Source organism: Geothrix sp., assembly GCF_020622065.1.
In the GTDB taxonomy this organism is placed as follows: domain Bacteria; phylum Acidobacteriota; class Holophagae; order Holophagales; family Holophagaceae; genus Geothrix.
The window spans coordinates 24,517-41,632 of the sequence record NZ_JAHRYQ010000001.1; the positions used below are offsets into that span (position 1 = coordinate 24,517).

Consider the following 17,116-nt stretch of genomic DNA (forward strand, 5'->3'; position numbering starts at 1 on the left):
CTCATCGGCCGGGCCGGCGGGAATCTGATCTTGGTGCGGTTCTAAAGTGCCGCGCGCAGGGCGGCGAAGGCCTCGGGCAGGCCGGCGGGCTGCGTGCCACCCCCCTGGGCCAGATCCTTCTTGCCGCCGCCCCGGCCGTTCAGGGCCGGCAACATGACTTTGAACAGGGCCCCGGCATCGTAGGACAAGCCCGGGGAGACCGAGACCAGAGCCGCCACCTTGTCTTCGGCAACCTTGGAGGCCAGCACGATGACGGCGTTGGCGTGCCGGGTCCGGACCTGGTCCATGAGCTCCCGCAGGGCGTTGCCTTCCAGGCCCTCCACCGAGGCCGTCACGAGGGTGATGCCCTTGATCTGCTCGACCTGCTCGGCCCCGCTGCCGCCGCTGGCGGCCTTGAGCTTGGCTTCCTTGAGATCGCGCTCCAGCTGGGCGATGCGATGGTCCTTGGCCGACAGCAGCTCAGGCAGGGCTTCCCGGGCCGCGTTGGCCTGGCGGGACAGGCCGTGGATCATGGCCTCGTCCGCCTGGAGCAGCTCCAGGGCCATCTCTCCGGCCACGGCCTCGATGCGGCGCACGCCGGCGGCGACGGCGCCTTCGGAAAGGATCTTCACCACGCCGATCTCGCCGGTGTTCGCCACATGGGTGCCACCGCAGAGCTCGGTGGAAAATCCCGGGACCTGCACCACGCGGACCACTTCCCCGTACTTCTCGCCGAAGAGGGCCATGGCGCCGGAGGCCAGGGCCTCCTCGATGTCCATCTCGTTCACGCGGGTGGGCACAGACCTCAGGGCCTGGCGGGAGGCGAGGCGCTCGATTTCCGCGATCTGCTCCGGCTCCAGGGGGGCGAAGTGGGTGAAGTCGAAGCGCAGCCGGTGTTCATCCACCACGCTGCCCGCCTGCTTCACATGGGTGCCGAGCACCTCGCGCAGGGCGGCGTGCAGCAGGTGGGTGGCGGTGTGGTGGGCGCGGACCCGCCGGCGCCGGATGGGGTGGACCAGGGCGTTGACCGCGGTGTTCTCGAGCAGCGCGCCCGTGACGACGACCTTGTGGAGGTGCCGCTTCTGGGCGGGGGCCGTGCAGTCCAGCACTTCGGCGTGGCCGCCCTCGAAGCGGAGTTGGCCCGTGTCGCCCACCTGGCCGCCGGACTGGGCATAGAAGGGCGTGCGGTCCAGGAGGACGAAGCCCTCGCCGGTGAGCTGCTTCACCCGCCGATGATCGGCGTCGAAGAGGGCCACCACATGGGCCTGGCTCTCGAGGTGGTCGTAGCCGGTGAAGCGCGTGGGGGGGAGCTCCGCCAGCACGGCCAGGTCGCCGGCCAGCCTCAGGTCGTGGGCCTTCATGGCGGCGCGGGCCCGGGTGCGCTGGGCGCCCAGCTCCTGCTGGAAGCCGGCCAGGTCGGCGGCGATGCCGCGCTCCCGGCACCAATCTTCCACCAGGTCCACAGGGAAGCCGTAGGTATCGTAGAGGCGGAAGATGTCGGAGCCCGCCAAGGTTCCGCTCGAGACATCGCTCGACTCGAGGATCTTCAGGCCGGTGGAGAGGGTCTGGCTGAACTGCTGCTCCTCGCGGTGGAGGGACTTCTGGATGCGACCCAGCTCGCCGAGCAGCTCCGGGTACTGATCGCCCATGGCCTCGTAGACCGCCGGGGCCAGATCCGCGAAGAAGAGGCCCTCGATGCCGAGCTTCCGCCCGAAACGCAGGGCCCGGCGGATGATCTTTCGCAGCACATAGCCGCGGCCCTCGTTGCTGGGGACGACGCCGTCGAAGCACATGAAGGTGGCCGCGCGGATGTGGTCGGCGACCACCTGGGAGGCGGTGCGGTTGGCATGCTCCAGCCGGTCTTCGGGGTTCACCTTCGCGGCCTTCCAGATGGCCTCGAAGATGGGCGAGAACAGGTCGATCTCGTAGTTGGTATCGACGCCCTGGAGGATGCTGGCGGTGCGCTCCAGGCCCATGCCGGTGTCGATGCTGGGCTTGGGCAGTGGCGAGAGGACGCCCTGGGCATCGCGCTCGTACTGCATGAACACGAGGTTCCAGATCTCCATGACCCGGTCGCCCTCGCCGTTGGGCGTGGCATCGCCGGGAATGTGGGCGCCCCGGTCGAAGTGCATCTCGGAGCATGGGCCGCAGGGGCCGGTATCGCCCATCTGCCAGAAGTTGTCCTTCTTGCCGAAGCGCATGATGCGGTCTGGCCGCGCTCCGGCGGCCTTCCACATCTCCTCGGCCTCGGCATCGGCGGGCACGCCCTCGGCGCCTTCGAACACGGTGATCCACAACCTCGCGGGGTCCAGTCCCAGGCAGCCCTGGTCCACGGGGCCGGTGACGAACTCCCAGGCGAAGCGGATGGCATCGGCCTTGAAGTAGTCGCCGAAGCTGAAGTTGCCCAGCATCTCGAAGAAGGTGTGGTGGCGGGCCGTGAACCCCACCTGGTCCAGGTCGTTGTGCTTGCCGCCGGCACGCAGGCACTTCTGGCTGGTGGTGGCGCGGCTGTAGTCGCGCTTCTCCTTGCCCAGGAACACATCCTTGAACTGGATCATGCCGGAGTTCGTCCACATCACCGTGGGGTCGTCCGCGGGGCCGATGACGGCGCTGGAGGCCACCCGGCGGTGGCCCTGGCGCTCGAAATACTGCAGGAATCGCTGACGGAGTTCAGAAGTTTTCATTTTGCGTACCTGCTAGAAAAGCGGACCACCAAGGCACCAAGACACCAAGAAGAGAAAAGCCAAGTGGTTCTTGGTGTCTTGGGGCCTTGGTGGTGAATCAATTCTAATGTCGGAAGTGTCTCATCCCGGTGAAGAAGAGCCAGACGCCGAGCTTCTGGGCGGCGGCGATGACCTCGCTGTCACGGAGGCTGCCGCCGGGTTCCACGAAGGCGGTGACGCCATGGCTGGCGGCGACTTCAAGGCCATCCGCGAAGGGGAAGAAGGCATCGCTGCCCAGCACGGCGCCGCGGGTGCGGTCGCCGGCCTTGCGGCAGGCGATCTCCACGGAATCCACGCGGCTCATCTGGCCCGCGCCGATGCCCACGGTGGCGCCGTCCTTCACCAGCACGATGGCGTTGGACTTCACGGCCTTGGCCACCCGCTGGGCCAGCATCAGGTCCTCGGCCCGGGGTTTGGCGCCGCGGCCGCTGGATTTCACTTCCCAATCCTCGAAGGGCACGAAGGCCTGGTCGGCCCGCTGCACCAGGTAGCCGCCGCCGATGGAGCGGGTGTCCAGTCCCTCGGCGCTCTGGGGCCAGCGGTCCGGCGTCTGGAGGATGCGCAGCTGCTTCTTGGCCGCGAAGACCTCCAGGGCCTCCCCGGTGAAGGAGGGGGCCAGGATGACTTCCCAGAAGTTCTGGGCCATGACATGGGCCACCTCGATGCCCACGGGCCGGTTGAAGGCCACGATGCCGCCGAAGGCGCTGACGGGGTCGCCGGCCTGGGCACGCATGAAGGCCTCCAGCGCGTGCGGGCCCTGGCCCACGCCACAGGGGTTGTTGTGCTTGACGATGACGCAGGCGGGCGCGGGGAACTGCCAGACCAGGCGGGCGCAGGCATCGGCATCCAGCAGGTTGTTGAAGCTCAGCTCCTTCCCCTGGTGCTGCTGGCAGGCGGCCATGCCCTCGGCCTTGCGGCCGGGCTCCACATAGAAGGCCGCGGGCTGGTGGGGGTTCTCGCCGTAGCGCAGGCCCTGCTTCTGGACCAGGTTCAGGCCGAGGTGGTGGGGGAGGTCCGTGGACTGGTCCTGGGTCAACTCCCGCTCCATCCATCCCGAGATGGCCGTGTCGTAGGCCGCCGTGCGGCGGAAGGCCTCCAGGGCGCAGCGACGCCGGTCCTCGAGGTTCCAGGTACCCGCCTTGAGCTTGTCGAGAAAGGGACCGTACTGGGCCGGATCGGTCAGCACCGTGACCGAGGCATGGTTCTTCGAGGCGCTGCGGATCATGCTGGGGCCGCCGATGTCGATCTGCTCGATGGCCTCGGCGGGGGTGACGCCCTCCCGGGCGATGGTGGCCTCGAAGGGATAGAGGTTGATCACCACCAGGTCGATGGGGTCGATGTCCTGGGACTTGGCGTCGGCCACATGGTCGGCCAGGTCCCGGCGGTAGAGCAGGCCCCCGTGGATGCGGGGGTGGAGGGTCTTCACGCGGCCGTCGAAGCACTCCGGGGCGCCCGTGTAGGCCGCCACTTCGAGGGCCTCGAGCTTCGCCTCCTGCAGGGTGCGCAGGGTCCCCCCGGTGGCCAGGAGGCGCCAGCCCTGGGCCAGCAGGCCCTCCGCGAGGGGGATGAGCCCCACCTTGTCGTACACCGAGATCAATGCCGTCGGCATGCCCGCCCCCTGAACCCTTGATTTTTCCACGCCCAGGCTGCTTTCGGAAGGGTTTGGATGCCCAGGCTTGGGTTGGACGGGATCCGGCCGAAGAGAGGGGACAGGAGGCGGCCATGGATGTCCAGGTCGAGGTCCAGTTCACGGTCCAGCACACCCTGGCCCAGCTGAAGGCAGAGTTCGTCCAGCGGGGCCACATCCCGGCCTGGCGCACGCCGGAGGGAGGCGGGGCGCCGGACCTGTTTTTCGAGACCAAGGTCGTGAGTCTCACCCTGTCCTCGGAAAAGGACCGGCAGGCCTGGTTCGTGTTCTCCCTGGAGGCCACCGGTGAGCTCCGGAAGCGGGTCATCATCCCGAATGTGATCCCCGCCACAGTGAACCTGGACATCGCGGATCTGGAGGACTTCTTGGACTTCTGCCGACGCTGCATGGTGGGTGCGATCGGGGGGGACTGAGCCGCTCCTTCTTTACCTGTCGGGCCGCAGGCCCCATTCTGGAAGGCCTGGAGTGGGCCCATGCCGACGATCAAGATCAACGATGTCGAACTGAGCGTGAACCCCGGCACCCTGGTGCTGGATGCCTGCCGAAAGGTGGGCATCGACATCCCGCACTATTGCTACCACCCGGCCCTTACCCCCGTGGCCACCTGCCGCATGTGCCTCGTCGAGATCAAGGGCCAGCCCAAGCTCGCCACGAGCTGCACCACCACGGTGCCCCCCGCGCCCAAGGACAATCCCGACGCCGTGGTGATGGAGGTGCTCACCAACTCGCCCGCCGTGGCCGATGCCCGGGCCGGCGTGATGGAGTTCCTGCTCATCAACCACCCGCTCGACTGCCCCATCTGCGATCAGGCCGGCGAGTGCAAGCTCCAGGACTACTCGTACCACTACGGCAGCGGCGATTCCCGCATGGCCGAAGTGAAGCGGCGCTACCGCTACGAGGATCTGGGCGCCAAGATCGTCATCGACAAGAACCGCTGCATCCACTGCACCCGCTGCGTGCGCTTCACCCGCGAGATCAGCGGCGGCGGCGAGCTCATCGTGGCCCAGCGCGGCGCGCACCTTGAAGTCACCACCTACACCGGCAAATCCATGGACCAGAACCCCTACGCCGGCAATGTGGTGGACCTGTGCCCCGTGGGCGCCCTCACCAGCCGCGACTTCCGCTTCCGAAAGCGGGTCTGGTACCTCAAGAGCGCGCCATCCATCAGCCGTCACTCGGCCTTGGGCAACCCCATCTGGATCGACCACGAGGGCAACCAGATCCACCGCTTCCGGCCCCGGCCCCTGGAGGGGAAGGACACCACCCACTTCATCAGCGATGAAGAGCGCTACGCCTACGCCCACTACAACCGCACGGGCCAGGCCCCATCGCCCCTGCTGAAGGGCGCGCCCGCCAGCCTCGACGCCATCCGCGAGAGCCTCCAGGCCGCCGGTCCCGTGGCCGTCATCGGCCAGGGCACCTTCGGCTGCGACGCGGCCCAGCGCCTGGGCGAACTGGCCACCTCCGCCGACCTCCGGTACGGCAGCGGCGACAAGACCATTTCCGTGGTGCTGCCCAAGTACCAGACCAGCGCCGACGGCATCCTGAACCGCCGGGGCTTCACCGAGCGGGGATTCCGCTTCGGCGCCCTTGAGGACCTCCTGGCCAAAGTGCAGAGGGGCGAGGTCAAGGCCGTGGTGTTGTTGCACGACGCCGCCTTCACCAGCACCAAGGAAGCCGACCTGCTGGGCCAGATCCTCAAGGCCGCGGCCTTCAGCCTGGCGCTGGAGGTGGAGGCCTCCGACCTGGGCCGCGCGGCCACGGCCTGGCTGCCCATCACCAACTACGCCGAGGAGAGCGACTTCATCGTCAACCACGATGGGGAACTGCGTCGCTACCAGAAGGCCCTGCAGGCCCCCAAGGGCGTCCGCACCGTGCCCGCCTGGATCAAGGACCTGGCCGCCGTTCCCGCGGCCGTCTAACCCAAGAGCGAAATTCAGATAAAGAGCGGGCGTCCGAAGACGCCCGCTCTTTTCTGAAGGCCGAAGACCGGTCTTACTTCTTCACAACCTTCGCGTCTTCCACGATGACGGCGTAGGCGTAGCCGGAGCCGAAGTCCTTGTCCGTGCGGAGGGTGCCGCGCAGCGTGACCGTTTCACCCTTGGCCACCTGTTCCGCCGAGGTGAAGGTGATGTCATGGGTGCCCTTGGCGGCCTCGCCGCTGCCGTCCTGGAGGTGGATCCAGTTCTTGCCCATGACGCCGGCGTTGTACTTCACGACCTTGCCGCGGATGGTGACGGTCTTCTCTTTGAGGCTGGCCTTCTGGGCCCAGGCTTCGGCCACGGTGCGGGCGTCCGCTCCGGTGGCCTTCTCGACTTTGCCCACTTCGACGGGCTGGGCCAGCTGGCCGTGGGGATTGGGCTGGCCCTGGGCCTGGCCCGGCATGGGGGCGGGGGCGGCTGCCGGAGCCGCGCCACCGGCCGGCGCCAGGGTGCCGAAGAAGATCTCGGTGAAGGTCTTCTTCAGGGTCTTGGATTCGAAGTCCCTCATGACCATGGCGTTGACGACGGTGACCTCGGCGCCCTTTTCGATCTTGGCTTCGGGCACCGCGGCCCACACCTCGCCCTGGGCGGTCTGGATGCGCAGGTAGCAGTAGGGGGACGCCTCGATGCGCTCGAGCAGCTTGCCCGTGATGGAGGGGCCGGTGGGGGCGGCGGGCGCTGCGGCCTGGGGCTGGGTCGGGGCGGCCACCACGGGGGCCGAGCCCTTGTTCGAATTGCAGGCGAGCGTGGCTGCGGCCACAAGGGACATGGTGAGAATGCCGCGCATGGGGGAGACTCCTGTGGGAACCGGGGCATCCCGGCAGCCAAAAGATTAAGTCTAAACCCCTATGACCGGTGACACGCCGTCAGGTCCGGGATTTTTCCCGGGCCGGATCATCCCAGAAGGGGTAGAAGCAGTACCACTGGCTCGGGTGCTGGCGGATCAAGGCCTCCAGCCCGGCCACATAAGTCCGCATCCCCGTTTCGATTTCCATCATGCGCTCGCCGCGACCGCCCCGGATGTGGATGGGTTCCCCGAAGCGGGCATGGAAGCGCCGGGCTTCGTCGGTGAAGAAGAAGCTGGTGATGATGGGCGCGCCCGTCATGGCGGCCAGTTCCCAGGGCCCCCGGGGGAAAGGCACCGTCCGGCCGAAGAAGGGCATGGGCACACCGTTCAGGCTGAAGTCGCGGTCCCCCTGCATGCCCACCAGGGCCCCCTCCCGCAGGAGCTTCACCAGGGGCAGGGTGGAGAAGCCCACGCCATCCACGGGGATGCCCACCACGCCGCCCTGGGCGCGCAGGCTCTCCCGCAGGCGCTCCACGGCCTCGAAGCGATCGGGCTTGTAGACCGCGTGCACCTTCAGATTCCGGGCCCGCAGAAGCACCCCGCCCAGTTCGTAGTTGCCCGCGTGGGCCGTAAGCAGGATGACCCCTCGGCCTTCCGCCATGGCCGTATCGAGTCGGTCCGCGCCCTCGATGCTGGCGAACTGGGCCAGGGCTTCTTCCACGGGCCTCTGCCCGTAGAAGAAGAAGTCCACCCAGGCCCGCGCGTGCTGGCGGACCATCTCCCGTGCGGTGCGTTCCACCGCCGGATGCGTGGCCCGCAAGCCCAATACTTGCGCGGTGTTGCCGAGAATCGCCTCCAGGTATTTGGGGCGCAGCTCCATGAAGGCGTTGGCGATCTGGTCAGCGGTCGCATGGCCGGCTTCGCGCCGGGCGAAGGATCGCGCCGCGAAGTGGAACAGGGGAAACAGGGAGCCGAAGACGGCCCCGTAGACGAGCCCGAGGGCCCTGGATTCGCTCTGCATGCGGTCTTGCATGGGGTCAGGCTAGCAGGAGCCGTTCCGGGGCGGGCAGCTCGAGGAGGAAGGCGGTGCCTTGACCGACCTGGCTTTCGATCCGGATGCTGCCGCGGTTCTGGATCACCAGGTTGCGGACGGTGGCGAGGCCGAGGCCCGTACCCTTCGCCTTGGTGGTGAAGAAGGGTTCGAACATCCGAGCCAGGTGCTCGGGTGGAATGCCCGGGCCGTCGTCCCGCACCTCTACCAGCACCGAGCCTGGCCCCGCCTGGGCGCGGATGCAGAGGTTCCCGGTCGGGCCCATGGCATCCCGGGCATTGGTCACCAGATTCTGGAAGACCTGGTCCAGGGACTGGGGATCGGCGAACACATGCAGGTCGCGCGCCACCTGGAGATTCTGCGTCTGGTCCGGTCGCAGGAGGGCCTGGAACAGGGCCCCGCGGGATTCCATCCAGTCGGTGAAATCGAAGGCCGTGGGCGCGATGTCCTGGGCCCGTCCGGAGGCGAGGATGCGCCGCGTCATGGTGGCGGCCCGTTCCGTGGTCTCCCGCAGCACGGCCAGATTCTCCCGCTGCGGCGGGGTGCTGGTCTCCTCCAGGAGATCCACCCGGAGCCTGATGATGCCAAGGATGTTGTTCAGGTCGTGGGCGAGTCCTGCCGCCAGCCCCGCCATCATGCGCATCCGCAGGTCACCCATGGCTTCGTGGTGGTGGGCCTCGAGTTTCCGGGTGCGCTCTTCGACGCGGCCTTCCAGGTCCTGCGAAAGCCGCTCGAGGTCCAGGATCAGGAGCCCGTGCCGCAGCATCAGGACGCTGAGCAGGGCCACGCCCAGGCCCAGTAGGGCCCGTTGGGGTTCCGCATGGGGCCGGAGGATCTGGAAGGCCGCCAGGAGCAGCACCGCCAGCGATACGGCGGAGGGGATGAGTGCCTGCAGGGTCGACGGCGCCCGCTTGGCTGCCTCGGTTTTGGCAGGGGAGGACGGGCTGAGAGCCGCCAAGGCCAAGAGGAAGTTGGCGGCCTGGTGGAGGACTTCGGACCCATGGGCCGTGTAGCCCTGGTAGTGTCCCGTGACCCGCAGCAGCGCCGAGATCGAACCGTGGCACAAGAGGGCGATCAGGGCGGCCCGCACATAGCCCTTGGCCTGGGACTGCTCGGGCAGCATGAGGCGGATTTCCTGCAGGAGCCACAGCGCCAGGACACCGAGCGAGGCGCTGATCTGCAGGGCGTACATCAGCATCACCCGCTGGGGCAGCCGGCCGACCCAATCCATGGAGCCCATGGCCAGCCAGGCGGCGGTGAACATCGACAAGGCGATGGCCACTCCGTCGAGAACGGTCCGGGCCCGGTCCCGCTTCATGCGGATCTGCTGGGGCCAGCACAGGAACCCCGCCCCCAGCGCCAGCAGGCCGAGGATGGAGATCGCCGGGCCTGCGAGGGCGGCCTGGGGGAGGTGCAGCTGGGTCGGCAGGTAGTGCAGGCCGCCCAGGGCGGCGCCCAGCCCCAGCAGACCGAAGGCGGTCGGGCCTTCGCGCCGCGCCCTGGCCCAGGCGAGCCCTGCCGCCACGAAGGCGAGGGCGTAGGCCACCAGATAGTCCAGGACCCGTGCCACGGGATGGGTGGTGTTGATCATGGGCAGGACCGCGTTCCCCGCCAGCAGCAGGATCAGGCAGATCAGTACGCCACGGTGAGATCGCCAGGAGGCGGACAGGGGAGCTCGCACGCCTGATGGATCCGTCATCTGTCGAGTGTTCCCGGGTCTTGGAACGCTGGCAATCCGGACCTCCCCGGGATCCCTACAGTTGTAATGAGTGTCACAGCCCCCATGTGCGGAGCGCGGGAGGGGCCGCCGGGCTACCGCCAGACATTCTGGTTGGGGTTCCGGTCGTCCATCTCCTGCCAAAGCCGTTGGAGGCTCTGGAGACGCTCGGGATAATCCAGACCCAGGGCCTCGAGGGTGGCATCGTCACCGGCCTCGAAGGCCAGGGGATCCTCCAGCACCTCGGGCGGGAATTCGGTGAAGACCTGGGCCAGGAGGGTCCGGTCGAGGCCCCGGACGCTGAGGGTGCGCACCCCGGGGGTGTCCACCAGCGTCCCCCCCGACTGCAGCGGGAGCCAGCGGGTGGAGGTGGTGGTCTGTTTGCCCGTGCCGAACTTGGTGAGCCCGCCGGTTTTCAGCGCCATCTCAGGGTGGAGGGCGTTCACCAGGGTGCTCTTGCCCACCCCGCTGTGGCCCAGCAGCACCACGACCTTGTGTTGGAGGAGGTCCCGCAATGGCTCGATCCCCTCGCCTTTGAGGGCCGAGGTCTCGTGGATGGCCACACCCTGTTCGCGCAGGGGGTCCAGCTCCGGCAGAGTGTCTTTTTTCGAGGCCCGGTCCCGCTTGGTGACGAGCACGCGGAAGGTGAGTCCGGCGTCGAGGGCGAGCAGCTGAGCCCGCTCCAGGAGACCCGGCCGCAGCGGAGGATCCACCACGGCCGCGCAGATCCAGAGCTCCTCGGCGTTGGCGCAGATGAGCTGCCAGGGTTCGCGGTCATCGATCCCGCCGCGCCGGAGCAGCGTTTTCCGGGGCATCACCGCCACCACCTGGGCGGCGGGAGATCCCCCCTCGCCCCGGGGGAGGGTGGGCGCGGGAAGCCGAGGGTCGTCCGGTTCCACTGGAATGGTTGAATAGCGCACCCGGTCGCCGCAGACGAGGCGCACGCCCTTGAGCTTGCCGCCCAGAGTGGCGCGCATCACGGTGCGGTCCCCCAGCTCCAGATCGACCCATTGGCTGTGGCGCTGGATCAGGGTGGCTTCGGGCAGGTGCATCCAGGGGCCGGGGTCCGGAAGCCGCAGCAGGGCATCGGCATCATGGGCCTCGATGCCGGTTTCCAGCCGCTCGGCCTGGCGCTGACGGCGCTTGCTCTCGCCCCCCCGCTCATGGGAGTAGACCTCCCGGTGGTCCATGTCCTGAGCCTCACGGCTCTGGCCGAGGCGGAACTTGCGGTTCATGCCCTGCCTGCAAACTCGCCGGTCTCGGTACTCACCTTCACCTTCTCGCCCTCCTTGATGAAGAGGGGCACCTTGATCTCGATGCCGGTCTCCAGCTTGGCGGGCTTGGTGACATTGCCGCTGGCCGTGTCGCCGCGGGCGCCGGGTTCCGTGTAGGTGACGGCCAGCTCCACCTGGGTGGGCATCTGGAGGCCGATGGGGTTCCCGTTGAACTTCTGGATCTGCACGATGAGGCCCTCGGTGAGGTAGTCGAGGGCATCCCCCAGGAGGTCGGGACCCAGGGTGTGGGTCTCGTAGGTCTCCTGGTCCATGAAGTGGGAGCCGTCGCCGTCGCTGTAGAGGTAGCTGGCGGGGGCCAGGGCGAGGTCGGGTTCCTTGAACTTGTCCCCGGCCTTGAAGGTCTTGTCGAAGACGGCGCGGGTGAGCAGGTTCCGCATTTTGATGCGAACGAGGGTCTGGCCGCCCCGGGCCGTGGGGGTGGAGATTTCCACATCGAGGCAGTGGAAGGGCGTGTCCTCGAGTTCAAAGAACATCTTCCGCTTGATGGCAATGGCTTCGAGAAGGGCGGCCATGGGGACTCCGGATGGTCGAATCCTCCATTCTACCTCGCCTTCGGGAGGAGGTCCCGCGGTTAGAATGGCTCTTCCATGGCGGATCCACGAACCATCGGGCGGTACCAGATTCTGCGACCCATCGGCCAGGGTGGCATGGGGACCGTCTACCTGGCCGAGGATCCCCTGCTGAAGCGCCGGGTGGCCATCAAGGTGGTCCGCGTCACCGGGGCGGCCCGGCACCAGGCCATGCTGCGCTTCCGGCGCGAAGCCGAGATCAGCGCCCAGCTGAACCACCCGAACCTGGTGACCGTGTTCGATGTGGGGGTCGAGGAGGACCTGGGACCCTTCTTGACCATGGAGTATGTGGAGGGGAAGAGCCTCGGCCGGCACATCAAGGACAAGGACCTGGACCTGGAAACCAGCGTGAGGGTGCTCATCCAGGCCATGCGCGCCCTGCGGGCCGCCCACCGCCGGGCCATCGTCCACCGCGATGTGAAACCCGACAACATCCTGCTCAGCGAGGAGGGGCGCGCCAAGCTCATGGACTTCGGCATCGCCCGCAGCATGGGCCACATGAGCATGGATCCCGAGGGCCCGATGGAGGACACCCTCCTGCTGGGCGTGGGCACCGAGGCCCTGGCCCAGACGCTGGCCCTGCGCCTCACCGCCAGCGGGGACTTCCTGGGATCCCCGGCCTATGCGCCCCCCGAAGTCCTCAAGGGGAGCGAAGGCACCCCGGCTTCGGACCGCTACAGCTTCGCCGCCACAGCCTTCGAACTGCTCACGGGCCAGCTGCCCCATCCCGGCGAAGGCTTGACCGCCATCATCATCCACATCCTCCAGGAGCCCGTGGCCATTCCGCCGGACATGTCCTCCCGCATGGCCGGTGTGTTCCAGCGCGCCCTGTCCGTGGATCCCGAGGATCGCTATACCTCGCTGCCCGAGTTCATGGAAGAGCTGATCGACACGCTGCCCGGCCCCGTCAGCCTGCGGGCGCGGCTCTTCGCCTTGCTGGGCCACGAGGAGGACAGCACCAGCAGCGTCTCCACGGCCCGGTTCCGCATCGCCGAGCTGGGCATGGGGGACACCGGCGCGCACCCCATCGAGGCCTCCCCCCGGGGTACTCAGCCCGTGAAGATCACCCTGGCGGAAGATCCCGTGGAGACCTACCTCTCCAGCCGGCGATCGCGGATCGAGCCCCAACCCGACGAGGTGGATTGGCTCGGGGTCCTGAAATGGGCCGCCCTGGTCTTCCTGCTGCTCCAGGTCTTCTGGTGGCTGGCGCCGGCCTTGTCGAGGCTACAGTTCAAGCCCTGAGACGGGCTGGATTCGGGTTCTAGGCCAGGGCACGCATCAGCAGGAAGATTCCCCCGTTCCAGCAGGCGTGGACGAGGATGGGCGGCCAGAGGCTGCCCGTATGGCGCAGGGCGAGGCCCAGCACGAGACCCAGGGTGGCGAGGGTGGGTAGGCCGGCGGGCTGGAGGTGGATGGCCCCGAACACCAGGGCGGAGACCAGCAGGGCCAGGCCGACGCGTCCCCGGCGGGCCAGCACGGGCAGGAGGAAGCCCCGGAAGAGAAGCTCCTCGAAGAGGGGCGCCAGCCCGGCCACCACCGCGAACATGGCCAGGGTGGGGCCCCAGCCCGAAAGCCCCCGCAGCAGCTCCTGAAGGTCCCGCTGAGGGTTCTGGTCCGGCTTCAGGATCGAGGCCGAGAGAAGCGTCACCGCCAGCACCATGGCCACGGCCAGGGCCAGGAAGGCCGCGGCCCAGGCCAGGTTCTTCAGGACGGGGCCCGGCGCCACGCGCTGCCACAGCTCGCGGAAGGAGAGGCCCTCGGCCGCGCAGAGGAGGCGCACACCGACCCCGGCGTGGAGGAGGGTTCCCAGGGGCACGGCCGCCCAGCGCAGGCTGGGCCAGGGCAGGAGCAGGAGGGCCGCTAGGTTGCCTGCCACGAAGAAGGCCAGGAACCAGACCAGCAGGACCAGGATCGCGGCGCGGTCGGAGAGCCCCCAGGCGGGCAGGGGCCGCTTCGGCGGCTGTTTGCGCAGGGCCCACAGGTAGAGCCCCATGGCCAGCCCCCCGGCCCCGAGGAGAAAGACCACCAGCCCCAGGGCTCCCAACGCCCCCAACCGGACCAGCAGGGCGCCGCGGGCCTCGGCCCGCAGGGCGGCGCCCGTGCCGGGTGCTTCCCGATCCAGCAGCCTCGCTTCCAGCAGTGCGGCCGCATGGCCGCTTCCCAGGCGGTGCCGGATCCCCTCGCGGCTGGCCCGGTCCGGCAGGGGACCGTTCCCGTAGGCGGCGGCAAAGGCCCGATGAAAGGGTTTGGCCGCTTCGCCGGTGGGGGCGTCGGCCAGCCGGCGGGCCTGGTCCAACTGGTCCGCCTCGCCCAGCTCGGCCATGAGCACCGCGAGCAGAGCCCGGTCCCAGGGCTCCTTGAGCTGGTGCTCGGCTTGGGTCCAGGCCTTGGGGGCGATCTTGGCGCCGGTCACCAGGTGGGGGCCCGCCAGAACCGCCTCCAGCATCCGGCCCTGGAGGCTGGCCCGTTCCGCGGGCCGGCGCAGGGCGCCCGCCCGCGCCCGCAGCGTGAATCCCACCGCCAGCACGGCGAGGAGGGCCAGGAGGGCGATCAGGGGATCGGCCCAGCGGCGGTCGGGATCCCAGGGGGTGCGGTCGAAGGTCATGGGAAAAGGCTACGCGAAGGGCGGTCTTCCCGTTCGGCGGAAGCGCCAGGCGGCCCAGCGCAGGTAGATCCGGTTCAGCAGCCGGGGCAGGCCGGGGAGGGCGAACACCGGGGCGATCCAGCGCCAGCCTGGCAGGCGCTGGGCGATGGGGCGGAGCAGGTCGGCCCCGGCCCAGACCTGCCGCGTGCCCAGGTCGAGGCCGTGAATCTCCCGTTCCAGGGGGCGCCCGGCCAGTTCGGGTCCCAGGGTCCGCAGCTCGGGGTCCCTCAGCGAAACCACCAGCAGGGTTCCCCGCTGGTCCCGCCGGGCCAGCCACAGGGCCATGCGGCAGCAGAGGGTGCAGGCGGGATCGTAGGCGAGGAGCAGGGGGGCGGGCATCGGGACGCATGATGCCACGGGATCCGGCTATGTTGGAGGAACTGGAGGTCCCATGCCCTTTTCCCATCCCATCGAGGTGCGGTTCAGTGACCTGGACGCCATGGGGCATGTGAACAATGCCGTGGTGGTGAGCTTCATGGAGCAGGCGCGGTTCCAGTGGTGGCGCACCTTCCTGGGGGGGCGCAAGTTCCAGGACGAGGGCTTCCTCATCGCCCGGGCCGAGGTGGACTACCGCATGCCCATCCTGCTGGGCGACGATGTCCGGGTGGAGCTGCATTGCACCAAGGTGGGAAACAGCTCCTTCGAGTTGAGCTACCGCCTCACCAAGGGGCTGGATGGCGAGCTGTTCGCCGAAGGGAAGACCGTTCAGGTGATGCTGGACTTCGCCACCCACCGCCCCAAGCCCCTGGCGCCCGCCACCCGCGAGTGGCTCGCAGCCCAGGATTGACCGATGCTGCTTGGCACCGCCGCCTGGGCCGAGGGGCCCGTCGAACGCCGGGCCCTCGTGGCGCGGCTGGCCTCGGGCCGCCTGGCGGATCTGAACCGCATCGAGGCCATCCGCCTGCGCAAGCTGGGCGAGACCGATCCCGAACGCCTGGCGGAGGCGCTCGTCCCCTCGTTCCTCCGCCGCCTGCTGGAGGGGGGGCCGCGCGCCCTGACCCGGGTGCGCCAGACTCTGGCCTACGCCGAGAAATGGGAGCGCCGCGGCACGCTGCCCGAAACCCTGGCGCCGCTTCCGGAATCAGCGGACCTGCTGCCCTGCCTGCCCCGGCCCTCGGCCCTGCGCCGATTCGACGGCCTGGGTCTCGACCGCTTCGGCGTGAAGGGACCGGGCGCGGAACTGTCGGGCCCGCCCCAGCCGGGCCTGGCGGCCGTGGGCCTGGCCGGAGGCGGGATCGCCGGATTCTGTCTGGCCCTGGAGGAGGCGGGGAGCGCGGTCCTGGGGGCCTGGATGTCGGACGAATGGCCCGGGGGAAGCCTGGAGGTGAAGGCCGAAGGGCTCCGCCGCAGCGCCCCGCTGAAGGCCTGGGAGAACCTGGAACTGCCCGCGCTGCATGCCGGCGAAGCCCTGCTGCTCCCCCTGCCTCGGCTGAAGCCGCTGCCGAACCTGATGGCGGGAAGCCCCATCCAGATCACGGTCGCCCATGAGGTGCTGGTTCTTCACTGCGGACCCGACGGCCTCCACCCGACGGTCCAGTAGTCGAGGCAAGATGGTCAGGGCACGGCGCGGATCACAGGTGGATTCTGCGCCAGGGCTGTGCGGATGAGCGGGTCCAGCTGGGCCTTGAGGTGCTCGGTGGGGAGGATGAGCCCCTGAGCCTGCTTGGTCATGATGATTGCGCCGTACTTCCCGTCCGCAGCCACCCAGGGGCCCCAACCGAAGGTGCCGGTGCTGGAGTAGCGGACGACGGTGCCAGTGCCGGTGCCATCGCTGGTCTCCAGCCAGTTGCCGAGGGCGTAGTGGTAGGTCCATCCCGCCGCCTCCTGGAAGGGACTGTAGGCCAGCGTGGTGGCGGGGCCGTACCCGTCGGTGCGCTGGGCCACGATCAGCGGCGAGGGAAGGAAGAGCTGCGTTCCGTCCATCCCATGGCGCAGTTGCATCATCAGGAACCGCATGTATTCCAGGCCCGTGCACTTCAGCCCGCCCGCCGGATTCGGGTTGGGGCCGTTGTTGCTGTAGATGCTGGTCCCCGCCCAGCCCATGGGGTCGTGGAGCTGCTCGGCGAAGAGTTGCGACCAGGATTTGCCAGTGGCGACTTCGGCCATGCGCGCGGCGATGCGCAGGTGAGTGCTGCCGTAGTAGAAATAGCTGCCCGGCCGGGAGGCGGTGGCGGCGAAATCGGCATAGATCTGCCTCACGGCCTCGTCGAGAGTGATGAACAGGCTGTCGGAAGCCGCGTCGTCCCCACTGATGCCGGAGGTGAAGCTGAGCAGTTGCCGCAGGGTGATGTCGCCCATGTTTCCAGTCCAGGGCTTCCCGTTGGCGTCGACCAGGAGCTCCTTGGCTTGGGTGTCAAGGCCATGGGCGAAGGCGCCGGCATTCACTAGGCGCAGGATGACGGTGCTGCTGACCCACTTGGAACCGGAGGCGACCAGCACCGAGTCCTGGTTGGTGAACCCGCCGAAGCTGCGGGAGTACACGACGCCCGAAGGAGTCGCGACCTCCACGCAGAGTCCGGCGGGAAATTGGGATTGGGCGGCCTGAATGGCTGCGGTGACGGCTCCCCAAGGATCCCCCGCCGAGGCGGGGGCCAGGGTCGGAGCGGTGGCTCCGCCACCGCCGCAAGCGGCGAATGCCAAGAGGCAAAGACTGATCAGGGCGTGCCGCATGGAGGCTCCAGGATGACCGTTGGACCCTGCGGGCGCTTCGGGGGTTGAGGC

15 protein-coding genes are annotated in these 17,116 nt (G+C 68.7%); 5 read left to right on the forward strand and 10 right to left on the reverse strand.

The window, feature by feature from the left end:
* Positions 1-41: 41 nt before the first annotated feature.
* Both alaS and purH read right to left on the reverse strand, forming a co-directional pair.
* On the reverse strand, positions 42-2,663 hold the full coding sequence (gene alaS / locus QZ647_RS00095) for an alanine--tRNA ligase (protein WP_291270257.1): 2,622 nt from the start codon (positions 2,661-2,663) through the stop codon (positions 42-44).
* Between the two features lie 103 nt (positions 2,664-2,766).
* A complete protein-coding gene (gene purH, locus QZ647_RS00100) occupies positions 2,767-4,311 on the reverse strand; it encodes a bifunctional phosphoribosylaminoimidazolecarboxamide formyltransferase/IMP cyclohydrolase (RefSeq protein ID WP_291270258.1) in 1,545 nt (514 codons plus the stop codon).
* Positions 4,312-4,424: 113 nt separating this feature from the next.
* On the opposite strand from purH, the gene QZ647_RS00105 reads away from it, so the two are divergent.
* Complete coding sequence (locus QZ647_RS00105) at positions 4,425-4,763, forward strand: hypothetical protein (RefSeq protein WP_286354373.1); 339 nt, start codon at positions 4,425-4,427, stop codon at positions 4,761-4,763.
* A 60-nt stretch (positions 4,764-4,823) separates the two neighbouring features.
* Positions 4,824-6,272 carry a 2Fe-2S iron-sulfur cluster-binding protein gene (locus QZ647_RS00110; protein WP_291270259.1) on the forward strand — a complete coding sequence of 483 codons (1,449 nt, stop codon included), beginning with the start codon at positions 4,824-4,826 and terminating at the stop codon, positions 6,270-6,272.
* A 73-nt stretch (positions 6,273-6,345) separates the two neighbouring features.
* Here the strand turns inward: QZ647_RS00110 and QZ647_RS00115 are convergent, their stop codons facing one another.
* From QZ647_RS00115 to efp, 5 genes are all read right to left on the reverse strand, one after another.
* On the reverse strand, positions 6,346-7,119 hold the full coding sequence (locus QZ647_RS00115) for a hypothetical protein (RefSeq protein ID WP_291270260.1): 774 nt from the start codon (positions 7,117-7,119) through the stop codon (positions 6,346-6,348).
* Between the two features lie 79 nt (positions 7,120-7,198).
* Positions 7,199-8,152 (reverse strand): lysophospholipid acyltransferase family protein, encoded by a 954-nt coding sequence (locus QZ647_RS00120; RefSeq protein WP_291270261.1) that lies wholly within the window; start codon positions 8,150-8,152, stop codon positions 7,199-7,201.
* A gap of 4 nt (positions 8,153-8,156) precedes the next feature.
* Positions 8,157-9,851, reverse strand: coding sequence for a HAMP domain-containing sensor histidine kinase (locus QZ647_RS00125; protein WP_291270262.1), 1,695 nt, complete (start codon positions 9,849-9,851; stop codon positions 8,157-8,159).
* 131 nt (positions 9,852-9,982) lie between these two features.
* On the reverse strand, positions 9,983-11,122 hold the full coding sequence (rsgA, locus tag QZ647_RS00130) for a ribosome small subunit-dependent GTPase A (RefSeq protein WP_291270263.1): 1,140 nt from the start codon (positions 11,120-11,122) through the stop codon (positions 9,983-9,985).
* The gene (gene efp, locus QZ647_RS00135) at positions 11,119-11,694 is read right to left on the reverse strand and encodes an elongation factor P (protein ID WP_286354367.1); all 576 of its coding nucleotides are present in this window, start codon (positions 11,692-11,694) and stop codon (positions 11,119-11,121) included. The genes rsgA and efp overlap by 4 nt, the downstream gene beginning before the upstream one ends.
* A 75-nt stretch (positions 11,695-11,769) precedes the next feature.
* On the opposite strand from efp, the gene QZ647_RS00140 reads away from it, so the two are divergent.
* Complete coding sequence (locus tag QZ647_RS00140; protein ID WP_291270264.1) at positions 11,770-12,993, forward strand: serine/threonine-protein kinase; 1,224 nt, start codon at positions 11,770-11,772, stop codon at positions 12,991-12,993.
* A gap of 19 nt (positions 12,994-13,012) precedes the next feature.
* Here QZ647_RS00140 and QZ647_RS00145 read toward each other — a convergent pair whose 3' ends face one another.
* Positions 13,013-14,356 (reverse strand): CPBP family intramembrane glutamic endopeptidase, encoded by a 1,344-nt coding sequence (locus QZ647_RS00145; protein ID WP_291270265.1) that lies wholly within the window; start codon positions 14,354-14,356, stop codon positions 13,013-13,015.
* 9 nt (positions 14,357-14,365) lie between these two features.
* On the reverse strand, positions 14,366-14,734 hold the full coding sequence (locus QZ647_RS00150; protein ID WP_291270266.1) for a thiol-disulfide oxidoreductase DCC family protein: 369 nt from the start codon (positions 14,732-14,734) through the stop codon (positions 14,366-14,368).
* A 52-nt stretch (positions 14,735-14,786) separates the two neighbouring features.
* Between QZ647_RS00150 and QZ647_RS00155 the strand changes: the two genes are divergently transcribed.
* Both QZ647_RS00155 and QZ647_RS00160 read left to right on the forward strand, forming a co-directional pair.
* Entirely contained in the window at positions 14,787-15,182 is a 396-nt protein-coding gene (locus QZ647_RS00155; protein WP_291270267.1) for a thioesterase family protein, read from the forward strand.
* 3 nt (positions 15,183-15,185) lie between these two features.
* Positions 15,186-15,935: a hypothetical protein gene (locus QZ647_RS00160; protein WP_291270268.1), complete on the forward strand. Its 750-nt coding sequence runs from the start codon at positions 15,186-15,188 to the stop codon at positions 15,933-15,935.
* A 14-nt stretch (positions 15,936-15,949) separates the two neighbouring features.
* Here QZ647_RS00160 and QZ647_RS00165 read toward each other — a convergent pair whose 3' ends face one another.
* A complete protein-coding gene (locus tag QZ647_RS00165; protein WP_291270269.1) occupies positions 15,950-17,065 on the reverse strand; it encodes a serine hydrolase domain-containing protein in 1,116 nt (371 codons plus the stop codon).
* Positions 17,066-17,116 lie beyond the last annotated feature (51 nt).

Bases quoted from the DNA above. Each gene is read 5' to 3' on its own strand.
- QZ647_RS00120 (WP_291270261.1), bottom strand. From the start codon at position 8,152: ATGCAAGACCGCATGCAGAGCGAATCCAGGGCCCTCGGGCTCGTCTAC.
- alaS (WP_291270257.1), bottom strand. From the start codon at position 2,663: ATGAAAACTTCTGAACTCCGTCAGCGATTCCTGCAGTATTTCGAGCGC.
- QZ647_RS00115 (WP_291270260.1), bottom strand. From the start codon at position 7,119: ATGCGCGGCATTCTCACCATGTCCCTTGTGGCCGCAGCCACGCTCGCC.
- QZ647_RS00160 (WP_291270268.1), top strand. From the start codon at position 15,186: ATGCTGCTTGGCACCGCCGCCTGGGCCGAGGGGCCCGTCGAACGCCGG.
- QZ647_RS00110 (WP_291270259.1), top strand. From the start codon at position 4,824: ATGCCGACGATCAAGATCAACGATGTCGAACTGAGCGTGAACCCCGGC.
- QZ647_RS00165 (WP_291270269.1), bottom strand. From the start codon at position 17,065: ATGCGGCACGCCCTGATCAGTCTTTGCCTCTTGGCATTCGCCGCTTGC.
- efp (WP_286354367.1), bottom strand. From the start codon at position 11,694: ATGGCCGCCCTTCTCGAAGCCATTGCCATCAAGCGGAAGATGTTCTTT.
- QZ647_RS00145 (WP_291270265.1), bottom strand. From the start codon at position 14,356: ATGACCTTCGACCGCACCCCCTGGGATCCCGACCGCCGCTGGGCCGAT.
- QZ647_RS00150 (WP_291270266.1), bottom strand. From the start codon at position 14,734: ATGCCCGCCCCCCTGCTCCTCGCCTACGATCCCGCCTGCACCCTCTGC.
- QZ647_RS00155 (WP_291270267.1), top strand. From the start codon at position 14,787: ATGCCCTTTTCCCATCCCATCGAGGTGCGGTTCAGTGACCTGGACGCC.
- rsgA (WP_291270263.1), bottom strand. From the start codon at position 11,122: ATGAACCGCAAGTTCCGCCTCGGCCAGAGCCGTGAGGCTCAGGACATG.
- QZ647_RS00140 (WP_291270264.1), top strand. From the start codon at position 11,770: ATGGCGGATCCACGAACCATCGGGCGGTACCAGATTCTGCGACCCATC.
- purH (WP_291270258.1), bottom strand. From the start codon at position 4,311: ATGCCGACGGCATTGATCTCGGTGTACGACAAGGTGGGGCTCATCCCC.
- QZ647_RS00105 (WP_286354373.1), top strand. From the start codon at position 4,425: ATGGATGTCCAGGTCGAGGTCCAGTTCACGGTCCAGCACACCCTGGCC.